At 46.9% G+C, this 18,667-nt stretch carries 19 protein-coding genes, 1 tRNA gene and 1 pseudogene; 12 read left to right on the forward strand and 9 right to left on the reverse strand.

Translation table 11 applies throughout. The features are described from left to right. Window positions 1-68: 68 nt before the first annotated feature. From QUB39_RS26880 to QUB39_RS26900, 5 genes are all read right to left on the reverse strand, one after another. A complete protein-coding gene (locus QUB39_RS26880; protein ID WP_333209820.1) occupies window positions 69-602 on the reverse strand; it encodes a hypothetical protein in 534 nt (177 codons plus the stop codon). A 305-nt stretch (window positions 603-907) separates the two neighbouring features. Beyond that, the gene (locus QUB39_RS26885) at window positions 908-1,978 is read right to left on the reverse strand and encodes a glucose-1-phosphate thymidylyltransferase (protein ID WP_333209822.1); all 1,071 of its coding nucleotides are present in this window, start codon (window positions 1,976-1,978) and stop codon (window positions 908-910) included. Window positions 1,979-2,657: 679 nt separating this feature from the next. Beyond that, window positions 2,658-3,368, reverse strand: coding sequence for a M15 family metallopeptidase (locus QUB39_RS26890; RefSeq protein ID WP_333209824.1), 711 nt, complete (start codon window positions 3,366-3,368; stop codon window positions 2,658-2,660). Between the two features lie 45 nt (window positions 3,369-3,413). Further along, complete coding sequence (locus QUB39_RS26895) at window positions 3,414-3,638, reverse strand: DUF433 domain-containing protein (RefSeq protein ID WP_333057949.1); 225 nt, start codon at window positions 3,636-3,638, stop codon at window positions 3,414-3,416. 124 nt (window positions 3,639-3,762) lie between these two features. Next, window positions 3,763-4,425: a class I SAM-dependent methyltransferase gene (locus QUB39_RS26900; protein ID WP_333209826.1), complete on the reverse strand. Its 663-nt coding sequence runs from the start codon at window positions 4,423-4,425 to the stop codon at window positions 3,763-3,765. Window positions 4,426-4,562: 137 nt separating this feature from the next. Between QUB39_RS26900 and QUB39_RS26905 the strand changes: the two genes are divergently transcribed. The 11 genes from QUB39_RS26905 to QUB39_RS26955 all read left to right on the forward strand — a co-directional run bounded on the left by QUB39_RS26905 (window position 4,563) and on the right by QUB39_RS26955 (window position 13,930). Then, window positions 4,563-4,697 carry a MarR family transcriptional regulator gene (locus QUB39_RS26905; RefSeq protein ID WP_333231454.1) on the forward strand — a complete coding sequence of 45 codons (135 nt, stop codon included), beginning with the start codon at window positions 4,563-4,565 and terminating at the stop codon, window positions 4,695-4,697. 687 nt (window positions 4,698-5,384) lie between these two features. Then, window positions 5,385-5,522, forward strand: a complete 138-nt coding sequence (rpmH, locus tag QUB39_RS26910) for a 50S ribosomal protein L34 (RefSeq protein ID WP_015174196.1) — start codon at window positions 5,385-5,387, stop codon at window positions 5,520-5,522. Window positions 5,523-5,564: 42 nt separating this feature from the next. Beyond that, window positions 5,565-5,969, forward strand: a complete 405-nt coding sequence (gene rnpA, locus QUB39_RS26915) for a ribonuclease P protein component (protein WP_333057956.1) — start codon at window positions 5,565-5,567, stop codon at window positions 5,967-5,969. Beyond that, window positions 5,941-6,333, forward strand: a complete 393-nt coding sequence (locus QUB39_RS26920) for a PH domain-containing protein (RefSeq protein ID WP_333057957.1) — start codon at window positions 5,941-5,943, stop codon at window positions 6,331-6,333. Before rnpA ends, QUB39_RS26920 begins: the two co-directional genes overlap by 29 nt. A gap of 204 nt (window positions 6,334-6,537) precedes the next feature. Further along, on the forward strand, window positions 6,538-7,686 hold the full coding sequence (gene yidC / locus QUB39_RS26925) for a membrane protein insertase YidC (protein WP_333057958.1): 1,149 nt from the start codon (window positions 6,538-6,540) through the stop codon (window positions 7,684-7,686). An 11-nt stretch (window positions 7,687-7,697) separates the two neighbouring features. Further along, a complete protein-coding gene (locus QUB39_RS26930) occupies window positions 7,698-8,171 on the forward strand; it encodes a R3H domain-containing nucleic acid-binding protein (RefSeq protein WP_333039170.1) in 474 nt (157 codons plus the stop codon). Window positions 8,172-8,268: 97 nt separating this feature from the next. Next, window positions 8,269-8,781: a YceD family protein gene (locus tag QUB39_RS26935; protein WP_333057959.1), complete on the forward strand. Its 513-nt coding sequence runs from the start codon at window positions 8,269-8,271 to the stop codon at window positions 8,779-8,781. Window positions 8,782-8,896: 115 nt separating this feature from the next. Further along, window positions 8,897-10,405 carry an AAA family ATPase gene (locus QUB39_RS26940; RefSeq protein WP_333057960.1) on the forward strand — a complete coding sequence of 503 codons (1,509 nt, stop codon included), beginning with the start codon at window positions 8,897-8,899 and terminating at the stop codon, window positions 10,403-10,405. 204 nt (window positions 10,406-10,609) lie between these two features. Beyond that, on the forward strand, window positions 10,610-11,071 hold the full coding sequence (locus QUB39_RS26945) for an SH3 domain-containing protein (RefSeq protein ID WP_333057961.1): 462 nt from the start codon (window positions 10,610-10,612) through the stop codon (window positions 11,069-11,071). A gap of 447 nt (window positions 11,072-11,518) precedes the next feature. After that, a complete protein-coding gene (locus tag QUB39_RS26950) occupies window positions 11,519-11,695 on the forward strand; it encodes a hypothetical protein (RefSeq protein ID WP_293253839.1) in 177 nt (58 codons plus the stop codon). 657 nt (window positions 11,696-12,352) lie between these two features. After that, window positions 12,353-13,930 (forward strand): peptidoglycan-binding protein, encoded by a 1,578-nt coding sequence (locus tag QUB39_RS26955; RefSeq protein WP_333209830.1) that lies wholly within the window; start codon window positions 12,353-12,355, stop codon window positions 13,928-13,930. 174 nt (window positions 13,931-14,104) lie between these two features. Here QUB39_RS26955 and QUB39_RS26960 read toward each other — a convergent pair whose 3' ends face one another. The 3 genes and pseudogenes from QUB39_RS26960 to lipA all read right to left on the reverse strand — a co-directional run. Then, on the reverse strand, window positions 14,105-14,632 hold the full coding sequence (locus QUB39_RS26960; protein ID WP_006632310.1) for a transcriptional repressor: 528 nt from the start codon (window positions 14,630-14,632) through the stop codon (window positions 14,105-14,107). A gap of 464 nt (window positions 14,633-15,096) precedes the next feature. Then, window positions 15,097-16,362 carry an RNA polymerase sigma factor SigC gene (sigC, locus tag QUB39_RS26965; RefSeq protein ID WP_333057963.1) on the reverse strand — a complete coding sequence of 422 codons (1,266 nt, stop codon included), beginning with the start codon at window positions 16,360-16,362 and terminating at the stop codon, window positions 15,097-15,099. A gap of 871 nt (window positions 16,363-17,233) precedes the next feature. Then, window positions 17,234-18,109, reverse strand: a pseudogene (gene lipA, locus QUB39_RS26970) (lipoyl synthase); the annotation flags it as partial. 91 nt (window positions 18,110-18,200) lie between these two features. Between lipA and QUB39_RS26975 the strand changes: the two are divergent. Next, window positions 18,201-18,274: transfer RNA gene (locus QUB39_RS26975), tRNA-Pro, on the forward strand. 78 nt (window positions 18,275-18,352) lie between these two features. On the opposite strand, the gene QUB39_RS26980 is transcribed toward QUB39_RS26975, so the two are convergent. Then, window positions 18,353-18,667: hypothetical protein (locus QUB39_RS26980; protein ID WP_333057964.1), on the reverse strand; the 315-nt coding region annotated here is incomplete at its 5' end.

An 18,667-nucleotide genomic window follows, 5' to 3' on the forward strand; every position in this document is an offset into this window, starting at 1 on the left:
TGAAGCATTGCTCTCGCGAATAAATCTGGGGCCTTGTGACCAAATTATTTTGGGTCATCTTTGATGCTTTATTTTTGTCGATCGAGCAATTGAGCGGTAATCTTCTCTAAAATAGCAGTATGTTGCTGCTGCACTGCTTTAATTTGCTCTATTTCAGACTGAAAAGTTGCGATCGCTCTTTGTTGAGTCTCAAGCTGTGCTGTAACTTCGGGATATTCGCTGCTGAATTCCGATTCAATTTTTTCAAAGATAGTTTGTTGATTTTCTTGCAATTTTTGCAATTGTGTGCTTAATGTATGCACGACCCGCGTATTAGCAAAATTGTAAATTACTTGTCGTTCGAGTACCGGTCTGAGCAATTTTCGGACTATTTTCCTAACGACGATGACTGCGGAACCGAGTCGCCTTTGGTAAGAGGTAATGGGGATATTATAAATGTCGAAACCTGCTTTTAAAAGGGCGATATCTTCGTCATCTTCATTTTGGGCGATCGCACTATTTTCTGTTCCCAACAGCGACAGCTCAGCAATACCAATTCGCGGCTCCAAAGTTTGTCGCAATTTATCTATTATCTGTTGAGTTGGTATTTCTTCGTACTGCAAACTTTCCTCTCCTTTAGATAACTTAGTATGACTTAATTATGGAACAGGCATCTTTGCTGTTTCAATCATTGTAATTAATTGTGGAACAGGCCGGAAAGCCTGTTCAAGGGCGGGCAGGATGCCCAACCCCTACTCCCCACAAGAAAATTTATCTCTTGCTAAATCAGGATTATTGCTTCCGATATTGGCAATATCTCAATTTAAGCTATAGCAATCCTAAATCATTTGTGAATTTCTTACTCCCTCCCCGAACCCGCGGGGAGGGTTGGGGGGGGGTAAAAAGTTGACGACTCCTGCAAGGATTGCTATAACTCAATTTGACTGTCATCACCAATCATAAACCGCAGAGCTTTTGGACGAGCCGGTGCATTGGTGAGTTGAGCTCGCTGCCCGATCACGCTGTCAACAATTCGCTGGTGAATGCCAACTATTTTCGCCCCTTGCAATATTACACTGTGTTCGATATCAGCATCAATCATCGTCACGCGATCGGCAATACTGCTGTAAGGCCCGATAAAGCAATTTTCTATGCGGCAATTTTCCCCAATTACCACTGGCCCGCGAACTGTAGAATTAATGATTTCCGTTCCTTCTCCTATTTGGACTCGCCCGATAATTTGACTTTTCGCATCTACTTTTAATTCAGTTGAAGCTACGATACAGCTATCTAAAATGATTTGGTTTGCACTTAGCAAATCGTCTTTTTTCCCCGTATCCAGCCACCAACCCTCTAAATTGCAGGCTTCTACCTGTTTTTCCTTATTGATGAGTTGTTGAATGGCATCGGTAATTTCGAGTTCACCCCGGGGCGAAGGTTGAATTTGATCGATCGCCTCGTGGATAGTAGGAGCAAAAAAGTAAATCCCCACCAGTGCTAAATTGGACGGCGGAACCTTGGGCTTTTCTACTAACTGCAAAACTCGGCCTTTCTCATCAACTTTTGCCACACCGAAAGCAGAGGGATTGGAAACGGGACGCAGCATAATCAGAGCGTCTAGTTTCTGCGTGTTAAAAATCTCTAAAAACGGATCTAACTGATTCTGAATTAAGTTATCTCCCAAATACATAATAAATGGAGAATCGCCCAAAAACGGTCTGGCAACTTTTACCGCGTGAGCGAGCCCTGCCGGCTCTGCTTGCAAGATATAAGTAATTTTCGCACCGAAGCGAGATCCATCTCCTGTTTTCGTCTTCACCTCTTCCCCGGTTTCGGGACTAATAATAATCCCAATATCCGTAATCCCAGCCGCCACAATTCCTTCAATTCCGTACCACAGTATCGGCTTATTTGCTACAGGAACCAACTGCTTAGCACCCGTATAGGTGAGGGGACGCAAGCGTGTTCCTTTACCGCCAGAGAGGATGAGTGCTTTCATCAGAAAAATGGGTAGAAACCCCGTCCTTTTAGGACGGCTTTACAATTGAATGGGGGGGGAGGATTAGTCCCCCGTTAAGCTTGCTACCGCCTTGGAACTACTAAATGCCGTGTACTTTTGTGCTGTACTTTCGTCGGGACAATTGCCGGCTGACACTGTTTGTCCTGTACGCATAGCAAGTGGCGGTAAGCCCGTGTGTATATCTCCCTTCGCTACTGACTATTCGAGAGGTTACAGACTAGGGAAGCATCCAGTAACGTCGTTCGGTGTACCACCACCAGATAGTTCAGTTTGGGTTCTTGACCCGCAAGCTAGACACTGTTTTAGTCTCAGATTTAAAAGGTGGTGAGCCTTTCTCTTCTTTGCCCCATGCCTTTAGGCTGGGGTTGGTGACTGGGTGAACTCTGAGTTATCCTTTAGGGTTTGCAGTGCTTGCTTGATTTGCCTGCACTTGTTCGCTCTCGTTGATTTTAAACCACCGCTACCCCGCTGGCAATAGTTGCCGTGTCTTCTGATACAAATGATTTATTTTGCTCAAACTTTTATATTCCTGGAGGCACAGAGTGTCAGAAACCAGGTTTATTGCCACAGGAAGCAGTTAAAATCTGAGGTTTTTTGTCAAGAAACCAGGTTTCTTAAGGTTGCGAGGGCGCGAGTCCCGATTTAATTGCGTACCCTTTTAATAGCGACCGTATCGGGCCAAAAATTGACTACCATTATTGTTTTGATTTGTCAACCAAGCCCACATCTGATCGCCCAGACAAAAATGCCACCATTCGTTAGGATGCTGCTGAAAACCCGCAGCTATCATCGCATTTTTTAATATGTGCCTGTGGCGGTGATATTCCTGTTTGTGCGGCTCCTTGCTATTACCAAAATAATCGGGATAAGAACGTTCTGATATTTCATCAATCGGAGAACCCATATCAATTTGCCGATTATTTTCATCCACTAAAGTTATATCTAAAGCTGCACCTGTACTGTGAGGGGGAGGCGTCGCGCGATCGAGGCTGGGTAGTGCCCAAAATTGATATACGTGTTCTATAATCACTTGGCGTTTGTCTTCGGAAACCGGAAATTCGCAGCCTTGAGCTATGGCAATTTGATTAAAAGTATAATCTACCATAAATTGCTGCACTTCCACGGGTCGATAAGCGTCAAATATCAGAATTTTCCAATTTTGATGATTTTGCTGTAGCTGGGTTTGAGCTGCGATTAAACTATCTACAACTCCTTGCCGCAAATAGTAAGGCGAATCTGCTTTGCTATTGTGATAGGGAGCACCCAACTTTTGATAAGGGTGCGGCATTTCAAAGACAAAATGTTCTGTTGGAATAGGGACTAAAGGTTCGCCACATTCGTCGATCGCTATTTGCTGGTATGGTTTCATATCAAGGTGTTACCCTACTTTATGATTACTGATGAACTACAATACTCAGTATATGCTTTTCACTTGAGTCAGCCGCGCGGCAAATAGCAAAGCAGCTAGAATATCCTCATGTTCTAAATCGTCATAGTCATCTACAATTTCTTTAGCATTCATACGAGAACTGAGTAATTCAAGAATTAACTCTACTGGATATCGGAGACCGCGAATACAGGGTTTTCCGTGGCAGATATTTGGATCGAGTGTGATGCGCTGCAAAAGTTCGTTTTCCATATTTTAGGAGCACATATTAAATATATCCTAACCTAAAGAGCGTAGCTTTGGATCGGTTTGTAGTAAGGACTTTAGTGCTTTCAATCTTCACCTAAAGTCCTAAAGTCCTTACAGCCAAAAAATCCTAACTTTGGCGGTAAGCAACTACCGCATAAAATGGATCGCCGCTTGGTATTCGCAGCATTTGCATAAAACTCGGCAAGTTAGGCTTGCGAGCAATTACTTCCGGCTTGCTAAATCCGGGTATATTCGCTCCTTTGACAGAATCAAAGTAACTCTTGACTAATTCTACCCGATCGCCCTCGGAACCTTCCCGCCAAGCCGCGATCGCCTTTTGATAAAACATCCGGTTGGAAAAGCTCATAATTGCTACGCCACCAGGCTTCAAAATGCGGTGAATCTCGGCAAAAATCGCATCCGGGTGCTGCAAATACTGTACCGAAACACAGTTGACAACGGCGTCAAACTCTGCATCCGGCAGTGGCAATTTGGGATTTGCGTTCAAATTCTGCACGAAATAATGATTCAGTCTGCGATTTTTTGCCAACTCTTCTTCATTCATGCCGTGCCCTTCAACATGGGCAAATTGCATCTCGTCGGGCAAGTGAGAAACCCAACTGCTCATCATATCAAAGACCCGAGTATTCGGTTTCAGCCGTTCCCGATACAAATCGGTTAGTTGCTGAATGAATCCATCGTCTACGTGCGTTACAAACCGAGGATAGGAGTAGAACAAATTGTCGTCGGTGTCATCTAACTTGGTGCGCTGGTCGGCTGGAAGCAACATAAATTCAGATCGCGAACTAGATTTACTCTTTCTAGTTTAAGAACAATTAAGAATTGTTAACATATCCGGCAGAGGGTGGATTCCCGCTTTTAGCGTAGCATTCGATCGCCAAAAAACTGACTTGCACCCTTTGGGGCTTGTGGCAAGAAGACGGTTTGCCGACTTCCAGCATTGGCGACAAACTGCAAGAGGTAGGCCAGACGCTGACAGGCGCGATCGATCGCATGGAAGAAACAGGCCTAGTCCGCCGGGAGAGATCCACGCGCGGCTGACAGATGCAGGTAGGGAACTGCAAAACGTCCTACCGCCGCTAGTAGCTGAAATCCGAGACAAGTCAATGACTGGAATTTCACAGCCCGATCAAGAACGCTTCTGAGAATCGATCGGGCGATCGTCAATCTTTCCTAAACCGACAAATCGCTCTTTTGGATGAAACGCAGGAGCCTCTACCTCTACTAAATTATAAATAACCGCAAAATACTACGCACTCTTAAAAACAGCAGTCTTAATAAATACTTGGACACGGATACACGGATGAATTTATAAGTCGGGGATTTGAGTTGTTTAGGGTTAAGGCCGACTAGCAGCAGAAATCCCGGACTTCTGGGAGTTGGAGAAGTTTGAGAAGTCGGGAATTTGATTATTTTCGGTTAAAGGCGATCGCCCTTGCAATATCATCTTAAAAAGTTAGGTATCTGGTATAGCGATCCTCGCATCATTTCCATAATTCTTGTAGGGGTAGCACTACCCCTACAAATCCTCATGAATGATGCGAGGATTGCTATAGTGAAAACCCAACCGAAATCTCGTTCACCAGCTAGAAAACGTATTGTTGCTTTGTGATGAGTGGCGATCGATTCAAATCGGAAAAATCTAATTGCCAAGAAAACCCTTCTATGGTATACTAGAAGATTGTGAATATTAATCAAAAGTAAAGTAACAAGCCGGGAGAAATCAAAATGACACAGCAAACCCTGCACGGAACCAGCCGCAAAAGAAAAAGAACATCCGGTTTTCGCGCCAGAATGCGTACCGTAACCGGTCGATTGGTAATCAAAGCTCGCCGCAGCAAAGGTCGCCACCGCCTCGCAGTCTAGCACTGCATCAAGGTTGAGAGGCCTCAACGATCGCCCTACGCCATGTTGCCCGATACAAACCGACTTAAGCACCGAAAAGACTTCAGCGCCGTATACCGCAAGGGAATGCGCCGTAACTCGGCCCATTTCAGCTTAAAAGCTCTGCGTAAACCAAAAAGCGCCGACTTTGCGAAACCGACAGCCGAAAAATCCTTGCAGCCAACTCGCACAGGCATTTCCATCAGCCTGAAAGTCAGCAAACGCGCTGTAGTCCGCAATCGGATTAAGCGTCAGATTCGGGCAGCTTTGCGACAGCTATTGCCCCGATTAAAATTCGGGTGGGATTTAGTAATTGTCGTGCGTCCGATCGCACAAGAGTGCAATTATGCAGAAATTCTGCAAGAATTAGAGCAGTTGTTGGTAGAAGCCGAGGTACTAGATGGGAATTCGAGAGGAAGTATATTATGAAGGCGGCCCCGCGCCCGGAGACTTGATCCTCAATTTACTCCTGGGGCTGACTGTGGTGGGAATCCCCCTAGCAGTAGGAGCAATTGTCCGGGCTCTGTGGCTGCGGTATCGGATCACGAGCCGCCGAGTGTCCGTAACTAGCGGTTGGATGGGGGGCGAACAGACAGACGTTATCTACTCAGATATAGTCAAAATCGTCACAGTACCTCGCGGTTTCGGGACTTACGGAGACATGGTGCTCACCATGAAAAATGGCAGCCGCTTGGAACTCAGAGCTATGCCGAAATTTCGAGCAATGTATGACTACATTAACGAAAAACTGCCCGCAGCCGCTCAAAAAGCAAACGCGGCCCAAGCTAAATAACCGAACCGCTTTCACCCAGATTAGAGGCCCAATTCAGTGCGAGTATTGGCAAACTCATTAAAACAAACCCGCAGACCGGGCGGTCGATCGACGGGCAATGTCCTAAGATAGAGACAAAACCCTAAAAATTGAGGCGGCTCGCCTTCAGCGGGTAAAAATAGTTCTCAACAGCAAACATAGAGCACCTAAATTAACTCAAAGCGAATGGATTTCGGTATCTCGTTTCTCTCCAACAACCTCATGCTTCCGATCCTAGATTTTTTCTACGGGATCGTGCCAAGCTACGGTTTAGCGATCGTAGCTCTGACGCTCGTGATTCGCTTTGCTCTTTATCCTCTCAACGCAGGCTCTCTTCGCAATATGCGGCGCATGAAAGTAGCGCAGCCATTGATGAAAGAGCGAGTAGATCAAATTCAAAAACTCTATAAAGACAATCCTGCCAAACAGCAGGAGGAAATGAGCAAAGTATACAAAGAATTTGGTAATCCTCTAGCAGGATGCTTCCCCTTAGTGCTGCAAATGCCAGTGCTGTTTGCACTGTTTGCAACGCTCAGGGGTTCGCCGTTTTCTGACATAAATTACAGCGTTAACGTTCAAGTTTTGCCCAAAGAACAAATCGAAAATGTTCAACCGCAAGCTTTTGCTACACCGCCCCAAAATATTTACGTCACAGGTACTTTTCATGCTCCAGTTGTGGGGGTAATTCCAGGGGGCGACAAAATCGCAGTCGGCGACACAACAAAGATAAATTTTCAAACCCCAGAGGGCAAACCTCTAAAAGTTTTAGCTGCAGAAAATAAGAGCGAAATCGACTTTGAACCCGGCTGGAAAGTCATCAAAGGCGAAGAAACTGTCAAGGTAGATGAACAGGGCAACATCACAGCCTTAGCGCCCGGTGAAGCCACAGTTCAAGGCACAATCCCCGGATTGGCTAGTAACAAAGGATTCCTGTTTATTGAAGCTCTAGGCCGCGTTGGCGCGATCGACTCAGACGGTACACTCCACTGGGATATTTTGGTGATGATCCTGGGCTTCGGCATCAGTTTGTACATCAACCAAACCCTTTCAGGACAAGCACAAGGGCCAAACGACAACCCCCAACAGGCTACAGTTAACAAACTGACGCCAGTCATATTTTCAGGGATGTTTTTGTTCTTCCCGCTGCCCGCCGGCGTGTTGATGTATATGCTGATTGCTAACATCTTCCAAACAGTTCAATCGTTTATTTTGTCGCGAGAACCGCTGCCCGAAAACCTCCAAAAAATAGTGGACGAAGCAGAGGCGAAAACCCAAAAAGAACAAGGATTAGATGCACTTCCCTTTGAGCCCAAGCGTTCTAAGAAAAAGGCTTGATTTTAACAACAATGAAAGACTCTCAAATGCAGCGCGGACAGGCATGGTTAGAAGAATTGCTACAACTGTCCGCAATTCCTTCAAAAGTGGTATGCGAACAACAAAAAGATTGCTATTGGATGACAATAGATGAAAGCAATCTGACTCCCGAACAAGTTGCAATCTTAGTCGGGCCAAACGGTAATGTAATAGATGCCATTCAGTACCTCTGTAACACGGTTCAGAATATAGGTCAGGAAGTAGAGGAGTCAATTCCTTATACAGTTGAACTAAATGGCTATCGCATCCGCCGCCAAGAAGAATTGCGATCGATGGCAGAGTACGCAGCAGATCAAGCCCGATCGACGGGAGTTGAAGTTGAAATAAAATCGCTGTCTTCGGCAGAACGCCGTCAAGTCCACAGCTTTTTGAGCGAATGTGAGGATATAGAAACTTACAGTCAAGGACAAGAACCCGATCGGCGTTTGGTAGTGCGGCTGCGCTGACGCTAAAGAAGGAAGAAGGAAGAAGGAAGAAGGAAGAAGTTAAAAATTAACTATTCCTTTTGACCTTTGAATTCAAGAAGTAGGAAGGCAAAAGATTATGGAGACAATTTATATCCCTCATCTCCTCACAAAAAGTGAGCGGAAAGAGGTCATTGATTTTGAAGAATTTATCCCCGATTTAGAAACTCTTACTCCGGTGCGAGGACGACTGCAAGTGACTCACCAAGGGAATTATCTTGAGGTGAAGGCGAAAGCAGAAACAATAGTTACTCTCACCTGCCACAGATGCTTGAAACAATACAATCATCGTTTGGCACTCAACTCATCGGAACTAATCTGGCTCGAAGAAACAGCAAATCAAACAGATTCCAGTTCAGCAGAAATAGAAGTGGCTTTAGAAGATTTGGTGGAAAATTTGTCCCCAGGTGGCTATTTCTCTCCGGGCGATTGGGTGTACGAGCAAATGTGTTTGGAACTGCCGCACAAACAGATATGCGATATTGAATGTCCGGGAATTTCTTTAACTGATGATGCCAATACAGAAAGCACCGAAACAGTCTCAGACAGTCGCTGGGCGTCTCTGGAAGCACTTAAACGGCAATTGCCTTAGTCAGTTGGCATTGGGCAGTTGGCAGTGGGCAGTTGGCATTAGCTAATAAGAAATAACAAAGAACAAATAACAAATAACCACTGACAACTAACAACTAACCACTGACAACTGACTAATGACTATTTTTAGCGACGAGTTTGAACTACTCCTGCGATCGCGCTACCCCCTAATTTACATTCCCACACGGGAAGAAGAGCGCGTAGAAGCCGCGATCGCCCAAAGTGCCAAAAAACAAGGTTCTCGCGCCGTCTACATCTGGGATTTTGTTGATGGCTACCAAGGCAATCCCAACGATACAGGTTTTGGCAAGCGCAACCCGCTCCAAGCTTTGGAATTTCTCGAAAAATTGCCCGCCAGCGCGCCGGCAATTTTTATTCTGCGCGACTTTCAGCGGTTTTTGGAAGATGTCTCGATTTCCCGCAAGCTGCGGAATTTGGCGAGACTCCTCAAATCAGTACCCAAAAATATTGTCATCATATCTCCTCTAGTTTCGATCCCCGAAGACCTCAGCGAAGTGATGACTGTTTTGGAGTTTCCCCTGCCTGCGGCGGCGGAAATCAAAATTGAGGTAGAAAGGCTATTAGGGGCTACCGGACAAGCCATTGAGGGGCGTTTGCTGGACGAAATAGTACGCTGCTGTCAAGGGCTGTCGATCGAACGAATCCGTCGAGTTTTGGCCAAGGCGATCGCCACCAGAGGCGAACTCCATTCCGACGACGCGGAACTGATTTTAGAAGAAAAGCGCCAAACAATTCGCCAAACTCAAATTCTGGATTTTTACCCTGCCCGCGAAAATATTTCCGATATCGGCGGTTTGGACAATCTCAAAGAATGGCTGCTGCGACGTGGCGGTGCTTTTACCGATCGAGCTCGCCAATACGGTTTGCCCCATCCCAGAGGTTTGTTGTTAGTCGGAATTCAAGGAACCGGAAAATCCTTAACAGCAAAGGCGATCGCCCACCACTGGCATTTGCCTTTACTGCGGTTGGATGTCGGGCGCTTGTTTGCCGGATTAGTCGGAGAATCGGAATCCCGCACCAGGCAAATGATTCAGCTAGCGGAAGCTTTGGCCCCCTGCGTGTTGTGGATTGACGAGATTGACAAAGCTTTTGCCGGATTAGACGGTAAAGGGGATTCCGGGACAACCAGCCGGGTGTTCGGGACATTTATTACTTGGTTGGCAGAAAAAACTTCGCCGGTGTTTGTAGTCGCAACAGCCAACAACATCCAGTCTTTGCCGCCAGAAATGCTGAGAAAAGGCAGGTTTGACGAAATATTTTTTGTGGGTTTGCCCAGCCAGGAGGAACGGCGGGCGATTTTTGAGGTACATTTGTTGCGGTTGCGATCGCACAGCATCAAAAATTACGATGTAGAGCGCTTGGCTTACGAAACTCCCGATTTTTCAGGGGCCGAAATCGAGCAAACTTTGATTGAAGCAATGCACATTGGGTTTAGCCAAAATCGAGACTTTACCACTGATGATATTTTAGAATCAGCTAGTCAGATGGTGCCCTTAGCCAGAACGGCTCAAGAACAAATCCAGTTTCTCCAAGATTGGGCCGCTGCTGGGAAAGCTCGCCTTGCTTCTAGATACGGCAGTCTGAGCCGCCGGATTCAAGGCTAACCTTTTGAAGTCAGTAGTCAGTAGTTCGTAATCACTTGTCAGTGGGCAGTTACCAGATTTTACTCAATATTCAGCAGTCAACACTCAACCTTCTTCCTTCTTCCTTCTTCCTTCTTCCTTCTGCCCTCTGCCTTCTGCCTTCTGCCTGACATCCGTTACATCCGTTACAGCATCCGTTGCCGAACTTCCTTCATTTGCGGTTTTATGAACACTGTATATAGCGTTTTCAAATTTTTAGTGGGTTTTCTGCTCGCGATCGTCCTGATGGCAGGTGCTAGCGTGGCTGCTGCACTTTACTTTGCCGCTAAGCTAACTACTATCCCCGAAAAACCTGTTTTTTCCAACGACAAAACACCAGCTCAGGTTGCGGGCGCTGCGCCGAAGTCAACAGCCCAGGCTAGCCCTGTTTCTACATCTAGCGATGCCCCGTCTCCCAAACCGCTGGAACCGGGAGCTTACCGCGCGATGGTGACTCAGCCGATCGGCTTAATTCTCCGCGATACTGGTAGCCGAGACTCGAACCGCATTGGCGGTGTTGCTTACAAGGAAAGAGTCGTAGTTTTGGAAGAGTCGCCCGACAAAGAGTGGCAGCGAATTCGCATTGAGGATGGCAATCGCGAAGGTTGGGTCAAAGGTGGCAATACTGAAAGAATTGAGGGCGAATAGGAATTAGATAACAAATATACTCATCTCATTGTGAGAGCAGCGAACCAATCGCAGTGTGAAAATTGTTCACCAACGCCGGGTTTTTTCCTGTGTATTGTTGCCAAGGGCTATATACACATTTATTGCAAAAAGTCAAGTTAAATTTATTTTCGATATTTGAGATTGCAGTTTGATGCGCTGAGACTGCGGGTGCGATCGCCCCTGCCAAATCCTGAATTTGACATAAAAGCCCAGCAGACAAAAGGTTTCAAGAGCTCAAAGTCAACATAAAAACTTGAAAAAACATAATTTTAACTTATGTAATTCAGGAGAGTATGTTAAGAAAATTAGCAAAATTTTAAGGTTAGTTGCAAAACCCAGGCTGTTGTCACCGCTGAACAGGTAAGAGTGGTAGCTTGGATTACAAGATGTAAGTTTTCTGCTATTGAGCTAGCAACAATAAAAAATATGTACGACAAACGTCCCGATCGAGATTTGGCGACTGCTGCTGTTACTGCGGCTTTGGGAGCTGGGGTCGTTACCTCTTTTGCCGTGAGCAGAGGCCAAAACCCGCTGGTAGCCCTCGCAATTACTGTTTTTGCAGCAGGAGTAGCTGTAATTTGCGATCGGTTCGGCTTAATTTAAGCGAGCGTCGATTTTTTAATACACAGTCAACTTACGAGATGTTACACCATTCTCAATAAGCTTTTTATGAACAGGCAAGAAGCCTATTCCACAAGAAAATTCACTCTTTGTGGAACAGGCATCTTGCCTGTTCTTAAGAATGATGCAAGATGTGAGCTTATCAAAAAATCCCCGCCCTATTTGCAACTAGCAAAAGTGGGGATTTTTAGTGGCTAGTTTTTTCGTTAATCAGCGGTACTTTCCCAGACGCACTCGCCACATGAAGAAGCCGCGTTTCTTAACAAAAAACCTGCGATTTCAGGCTCTTTACCCGACAACAAATTAAGGTGAGGACAACCTGCGCCCAAGTCTTGTGGGAATTTCTGCGGCAGCCAGATAAAATATTAGCCAGCACTACCCCAGAACTTAATTGTCTTTTGACCTTAAAGGCTAAGACTATGCCTGCAAACTTTTTTGCTGAGTCTCGCGTCTCTAGAAGCAGCAATGCTATCTTGGTTGTTACCTGTAATTATTTTTGACAGTAAATTTTTTAGAAAAACGGGTGCTTCGCGCTTTCCCAGTAGAACTTAGCGTTGATAAAATCCAAGCCAAGCGTGCTAAAAATGATTTTTGGCAGTTTGCTCACACAACCCACCCACAATTTCACACTAAAAAATTATGGAATCTCTTGCTTACCTCGAACTTGCTCTTGTTTGCGAAGCACCCGCCGAGTCGAAAATTTTTGATGAGCCCAAGTGGCAAAACCTATCGAGTCAGACTTACGTCCGTTTGCTGTCTGTGGCTTTGATGCTGTCGGTTTTGAGTGCAGCCGGTTCGGCTTTTGCTCAAATAGATCCGGGATATCCAAATTTGCGCTCTGTTCAAGACAGGTTGCGGGAACTCGGTTATTTTCCCAGATCATCGACAGGTCAACTCGGCCCGGTAACAAAACAGGCGCTGACTAACTTTCAGCGAGACTATCAACTGTCGCTGACTGGTAGGCCCGATCGAGCTACTGTGATCGCACTCAACAGTTTTGCCGGGGACGATCGACCTTTTAATACTATTTATACAAATTATCGGGAGCTGCGTTTTGGAGACGCGGGTGCAGATGTTTCAGCTCTCCAGCGCAGGTTAAAGCAGCTAGGCTACTTCAGCGCCCATCCCACAGGGAGTTTTCGCGAAGTTACTCAAAATGCGGTTAGATACTTCCAGCGAATTAATCGACTGCGGGTGACTGGAATTGCCAATAGGCAAACTTTAGCTTTGCTGTTTGGTTCCACCCGGCCGATTCCCCCCGTTACTCTTCCGGGGGATATTTCGGGAAATGGCGGTTGCAAGGGGCTGCGGTTCGGGGACAGAGGGGCGACGGTAGACTTGATCCAGCGGCAATTAAAAGCTTTGGGCTATTTTGAAGGCGGCGTTGACGGCAAGTTTCGGGAACGCACTCTCTACGCTGTGACTCGTTTTCAGCAAGATTACAATCTCGTTTCTGACGGCTGCGCTGACACTGCTACTTTGACTGCTATAGATGCCCAGATGAGGCAAGCTGAAATTACCTCGTGGACTGAGGAAGATGACCAACAGAGTAATGCCGGAGATTTTCTGGAGTTGGGCGACAGAGGCCGAGAAGTAGAATTTGTGCAGCGGCGGCTGCAAGAATTGGGTTATTACAGGAGCCAGATTCACGGTTGGTTCGATCGACCAACGCAAGCAGCTTTGATCCGTTTTCAGAGAGATAGCGGGATGTTCGGGACTGGAAGGGTCGATCGCAGCACTCGATCGGCTTTGCAGCAAGGCAACAGGCAGGCCTCCGCGCCTGTGCCGCAAATTGCCGCTGGTTTGCGACGGGGCGATACTGGGCCTGCTGTCCGACAACTTCAGTCTGCGCTCAGAAGTCTGGGCAAAAACCCCGGCCCGGTGAACGGAGTATTTGGAGCCGAAACCGAGTTTGCCGTGCTGTCGTTTCAGCAGGAACGCAATTTGTCACCGGCGACGGGTATTGCCACTCCGGCGACTTGGGCTGCGATCCAAAATGGATTAGCTGGGCGGGTAGCTGTTCCTGCTGTTCCAATTAGCAGCAGTTTCAACTCTCGTCGATCGAGCATTCAGCAATTACAAAGGCGGCTGCAAGACCTCGGCTTTTACACAGGCTCGATCAGCGGAGTTTTTGATACTCCCACGAGAGACGCCCTCGATCGAGCTCAGCGCAGTTACGGGGTCAGCAGCGACGATTTGTTGAGCCAAACTTTTTAGCCCCAGCCTTGCGGCTACATCAAGGAAATCGGGTTTCTGCTTTCCGACTCATTCCTGAAATGATGTATTTTTCCTAAGAAACCCGGTTTCCGCGTAACTGCGATCGCACTTGGGCTACCGATTTTTGTTAAAAATTGTAACAAGCCGTACTTAAAATGCGAAAATAGTGTACCGTCACTCGATTGAATCCGGGGCGCTGCTGCCGTTTTGGGCGATCGACCTCGGACAAGACCAATTGCTAGAAACCAAAGACGGCCATCCCATCCGCAAAGCTTCGTGGCACACCGTATGAATGGTTAGCTGGCAGTCTAGCAGGTGCAACCCAGACTTTTCAGCTTGCTTCATGCCAATTTTCAAAATCGAATCGTTGTTAAATTCGATCGTTCTGTTGCACTGAACGCAGACTAGGTGGTGGTGGTGATGCGGGTAAGGCTGGTTTATTTCATAGTGTTTGTGACCTTCTGCTAGTTCGAGTTCGCGGAGGAGGCTCATCCTTGCCATTAACTTTAAAGTTCGGTAAATGGTAGACAAGCTAATGTTTTCGCCGCGATTTTTTAACAAAGTGTACAAATCCTCCGCACTCAGGTGATTGCCTTTGGGGAGGTTCTGAAACACGTGCAAGATGGTTTCCCGTTGGGGAGTCATCCGCCAGCCTTTGTCATTGAGTTCGGATTTGAATGAGGACGCGGTATAAAGTGCCATAGTGACCCTCTCAAGAAAGTCTGCCTATTGACAATAATACACAACGATCGAGATATTTTGCAAATATCGCAGCTTATTGAAAAAAGATTGAGGAAAAAATTTGGTTTATGATATTTATTGACTTTTAACCAGCTTTATGAATGATATCAAATCCGGTAGCATCGGAATTATTCCTCTCTGTATTCTCTCCCTCTGCGTTCTCTGCGCCCTCTGCGGTTAAATCATTCCGATAGAACCGGAAACGATATGAAAGCATCCAGGATACAAGCCCCCGGATTCATCCGTGGGGTCAATTCTTTAATCTAAAATCTAAAATCTAAAATCTAAAATCGATTGACTTGCTGCAGAGGACAGAGAAGCTGTTGAGAAGTAAATATTGTTACTTCTGCCGAATGCCTCATGCCTTCTGCACAAGTGCCAAATGCCTTGATCCCTGATTAATCGCGCTGACTGACCGCCCAAATTTAAGTCAAAGACTCCAGATAGTCGCGGACGCGGTTGCGACGCTTAGGTTGGCGGAGTTTTTGCAAAGCTTTGGCTTCAATTTGACGCACTCGTTCGCGGGACAAGTCGAGGGCGCGACCGATTTCTGCCAGCGAATAGGGGTGTCCGTCACCCAAACCAAAGCGCATCAGAATTACATCTCGCTCGCGGCTGGTCAAATCTGCCAGCAATTGCTGCAAGTCGCGGTGCAGAGCTTCTCGCATCAGCATTTCTTCTGGGGAGATGCTGTCGGTTTCGAGCAAGTCGCCCAACTCTGTATCTTTTTCGTTGCCCACTTTAGTTTCCAAAGAAACAGAACGGGGGACTCGCAGCAAAACTTCTCGGACTTGGGGCGCCGTCATGTCCAACTCAACAGCGATGTCTTCGATCGTCGCTGTCCGACCTTTTTCTTGAGAAATTTTGCGCTGGGCTTTTTTGATTTTGTTCAGTTTTTCGGTGATGTGGACGGGGAGGCGAATGGTGCGGCTTTGAGTGGCGATCGCCCGCGTAATTCCCTGCCGAATCCACCAGTAGGCATAGGTGCTAAACCGATAGCCCCGCGTCGGGTCAAACTTTTCTACAGCTCGCTCCAGTCCGAGAGTACCTTCTTGTATTAAGTCGAGCAATTCTAAACCGCGATTTTGATATTTTTTCGCCACCGAAACCACCAGGCGCAGGTTCGCCTTAATCATGTGGTCTTTCGCTTCGATGCCTTCAGCTTGAACTCTTTCGATCGTCTCAACCGTCATCTCGGCTAACTCGGCCCACTGGCGCTTGCCTTCGGCCATAATTCGCTTGAGTTCTGGCACGTCACCGACGCCGGCAGTTAATGCCCAGCGTTCCAAGGAAGGTTTGTGTCCCAACTGTGCGGACAAGCGATCGCGCACTTCAATTAAATGCACGAAACGCGCAATTAGCCCTTCTTCCTGGGAGGCGACGGTGTTGCGTAATTCCAGCAATTTGATATAGCGCTGAACTTTTTGAGCTTCCGAGACTTCTTCGTCTCTACCCAAGAGACGAACCCGACCTATTTCTTGGAGGTACAGGCGCACTAAATCTGTAGTGCGACGGTTGGCATTTTTTTGCAATTTGGCTGCTGGGTCTGCATCTTCTGTCTCTGCTGGGTCTTGGTCGAGCAGTTCGTCTCCAGCTTCTTCAACATCTTCATCCAACACATCACCTGGCAAGGGATTGACTCGCAGTTGTTCGTCGAATTCAGCTTCAGCGTAAAAAGAGGTGGCTGGCATAGTGATTTTCTCAGTGGCTCCGGTGAAAAGATGCTACGCTTGGCGGTTATTTATAATTAAGATGCCCACTTGGTTAAGACGAAGCATCACCGCTTTGTGTTTCTTTAGTAACTTTCCTGACTTTTTTGCTGTTGGAGAGATCGAACTTTTGCTGCCCCACTTGTTTTACCAAGATTCTGGAAAACGCTAAGAACTTTCTGATGTAACAGGTTGAAGGCCCGAAAAGTGTGTTGTACTTCTTTGTTTATGTAGCTAGTATAGATAGTGACTCGCTATAAACAAGTGACGTTAGTCAGAAGTTAAGTTAATCTTCATCACCGATTACCTGGTTCCCGATCACTTCGGAAAATTAGCCATTTTTTTAATAAAACTTTATATAACTCGGCGCTCTTGATTAAATACGCTGCCGTGAGCGCGGAAGTTTAATCCATTATAGAATATGGGTCTCAGAGTTGCTAGAGTCCCCTGTACCGAGTTATTGGCTGACGCAAAAACCGGGTTTCTCGATGTCTTTTGCGTAAGTCATGAGTTTGAGGGGGCGATCGACCGATAATTGTTTTGCTATGGGCTGCTGCTTCGGGCTTAACATCAGGCCGAGAACCCCAGCATCAGAAACGGGGTTTTTTGCACCATGCCGTCACAGAAAGCGCAGGTTTTTCGTTGCTGTTGACTCGATCGGGTCTTAAAGCCCTGGACGTAGGGGTGCGTCGAAACCGGGTTTTTTCACCAAAATACTTGATTAAAGCCCTAAATCTCGGTTAAAAAACCCGGTTTCTTTGTGGGCGAGTGGCTCAATCCTATCTTACTGAGAATGGTGCGATCCTCTTCGAGGGCTTCGCTAACGGGCGCGAGTCAACTCAAATTAAAATTGCTAGCGTGGGTAAAGTTTCATCAGTTCCCTCACCTGTTCGGCGTGATAGGAACTGCGAGTTAAGGGAGAAGCGACAACTTGCAAGAATCCCAAAGATTCGCCAAACTTTCTCCAAGCATCAAACTGTTCTGGAGGCACAAAGTTTTCTACGTTCAAGTGCTTTTGAGTCGGTTGCAGGTACTGTCCAACTGTTAAAATATCGCAGCCGACAGCCCGTAAGTCCTGCATCGCCTCCCGAATTTCGGCGTCTGTTTCTCCGAGTCCCACCATGATGCCGGATTTGGTGTAAACCCCAGGTGCGAGTTCGCGGCTTCGCTGCAATAGTTCCAAGGTGCGATCGTACTTTCCTTGCGGCCGCACCTTCCGGTAAAGTCGCTTTACGGTTTCGGTATTGTGGTTGAGTACCTCTGGCCCGGCTGCGAGAATAATTTCTAAAGCTTGCCAGTTGCCACACAAGTCGGGAATCAAAACTTCTATAGTTGTATCGGGCATCGCCGATCGCACTGCTTGAATGCACTCGACAAACTGAGACGCGCCCCCATCCGGCAAATCGTCCCGGTTGACAGAGGTAATCACGACGTGGTTGAGTTTAAGCCGCTGCACCGCTTGGGCCAATCTTTGGGGTTCTGTGGGATCTAAAGGTTGGGGCTTTTTCTCAAAATCGATGTCGCAGTAAGGACAGGCGCGGGTACAAGCCGGGCCCATAATCAAAAATGTCGCAGTACCTGCGTTGAAGCATTCGCCGATGTTCGGACACGACGCCTCCTCGCAAACCGTATTCAGGGATAAATCCCGCAAAATTTCTTTGACGTTGCCGACGCGCTCCCACTGGGGGGCTTTAACTCGCAACCACTGGGGCTTAACTGTCACGTCTGTCTCCGCCTGAGTAGTGTTTTACAAATAATTATATACGAGGTTGCTAAATTTTTACTTGAATGTGATAAGCTTAAAATCTAGTGACTAATTTCGGGATGTAGCGCAGCTTGGTAGCGCACCTCGTTCGGGACGAGGGGGTCGCAGGTTCAAATCCTGTCATCCCGATTGCTTTTAACTCTTCACGGGTAACGGGTTTCAGATTTATTACCTTCTTGGACATTTGACTTTCCGCTCATCTTTCGCTCAGTCCGACTCTTCTAAGTAGCTGAGTATCTCCAACAGTGCCTCCATGTCAGCCAAGTCTGCCCTCGACTTTTTGCGCCGCGCTTTCAACTGGTTGAGCAAGTCGGCCGGCTCTGGGAAATCGGGAAAATTTTTCCTGGCTGCATCATTTTTTGATTTTTGTCTCAGGTCGGAGAGTTCTGTCTCAAGTCCCTCCCGATCGCGCCGCACTTCCTTGAGCTCTTGCTCCAACATCTGCACCTTCAGCCCTAAATCGCCGTTGCGCTCGTGTAACTGATTCAGTTCTTTATCCCATTCTGCAAGCTGCTTGTTGGC

The organism is Microcoleus sp. AT8-B5 (genome assembly GCF_036705565.1).
Taxonomy (GTDB): domain Bacteria; phylum Cyanobacteriota; class Cyanobacteriia; order Cyanobacteriales; family Microcoleaceae; genus Microcoleus.

Excerpts from the sequence above, each read along its gene's own strand:
- QUB39_RS26895 (WP_333057949.1), bottom strand. The coding sequence starts at position 3,638 with ATGGAAAACGAACTTTTGCAGCGCATCACACTCGATCCAAATATCTGC.
- QUB39_RS26900 (WP_333209826.1), bottom strand. The coding sequence starts at position 4,425 with ATGTTGCTTCCAGCCGACCAGCGCACCAAGTTAGATGACACCGACGAC.
- sigC (WP_333057963.1), bottom strand. The coding sequence starts at position 16,362 with ATGCCAGCCACCTCTTTTTACGCTGAAGCTGAATTCGACGAACAACTG.
- QUB39_RS26930 (WP_333039170.1), top strand. The coding sequence starts at position 7,698 with ATGAAAGACTCTCAAATGCAGCGCGGACAGGCATGGTTAGAAGAATTG.
- QUB39_RS26945 (WP_333057961.1), top strand. The coding sequence starts at position 10,610 with ATGAACACTGTATATAGCGTTTTCAAATTTTTAGTGGGTTTTCTGCTC.
- QUB39_RS26950 (WP_293253839.1), top strand. The coding sequence starts at position 11,519 with ATGTACGACAAACGTCCCGATCGAGATTTGGCGACTGCTGCTGTTACT.
- QUB39_RS26935 (WP_333057959.1), top strand. The coding sequence starts at position 8,269 with ATGGAGACAATTTATATCCCTCATCTCCTCACAAAAAGTGAGCGGAAA.
- rnpA (WP_333057956.1), top strand. The coding sequence starts at position 5,565 with ATGTTGCCCGATACAAACCGACTTAAGCACCGAAAAGACTTCAGCGCC.
- QUB39_RS26955 (WP_333209830.1), top strand. The coding sequence starts at position 12,353 with ATGGAATCTCTTGCTTACCTCGAACTTGCTCTTGTTTGCGAAGCACCC.
- QUB39_RS26940 (WP_333057960.1), top strand. The coding sequence starts at position 8,897 with ATGACTATTTTTAGCGACGAGTTTGAACTACTCCTGCGATCGCGCTAC.
- yidC (WP_333057958.1), top strand. The coding sequence starts at position 6,538 with ATGGATTTCGGTATCTCGTTTCTCTCCAACAACCTCATGCTTCCGATC.
- QUB39_RS26920 (WP_333057957.1), top strand. The coding sequence starts at position 5,941 with ATGGGAATTCGAGAGGAAGTATATTATGAAGGCGGCCCCGCGCCCGGA.
- QUB39_RS26885 (WP_333209822.1), bottom strand. The coding sequence starts at position 1,978 with ATGAAAGCACTCATCCTCTCTGGCGGTAAAGGAACACGCTTGCGTCCC.
- QUB39_RS26890 (WP_333209824.1), bottom strand. The coding sequence starts at position 3,368 with ATGAAACCATACCAGCAAATAGCGATCGACGAATGTGGCGAACCTTTA.
- QUB39_RS26960 (WP_006632310.1), bottom strand. The coding sequence starts at position 14,632 with ATGGCACTTTATACCGCGTCCTCATTCAAATCCGAACTCAATGACAAA.
- rpmH (WP_015174196.1), top strand. The coding sequence starts at position 5,385 with ATGACACAGCAAACCCTGCACGGAACCAGCCGCAAAAGAAAAAGAACA.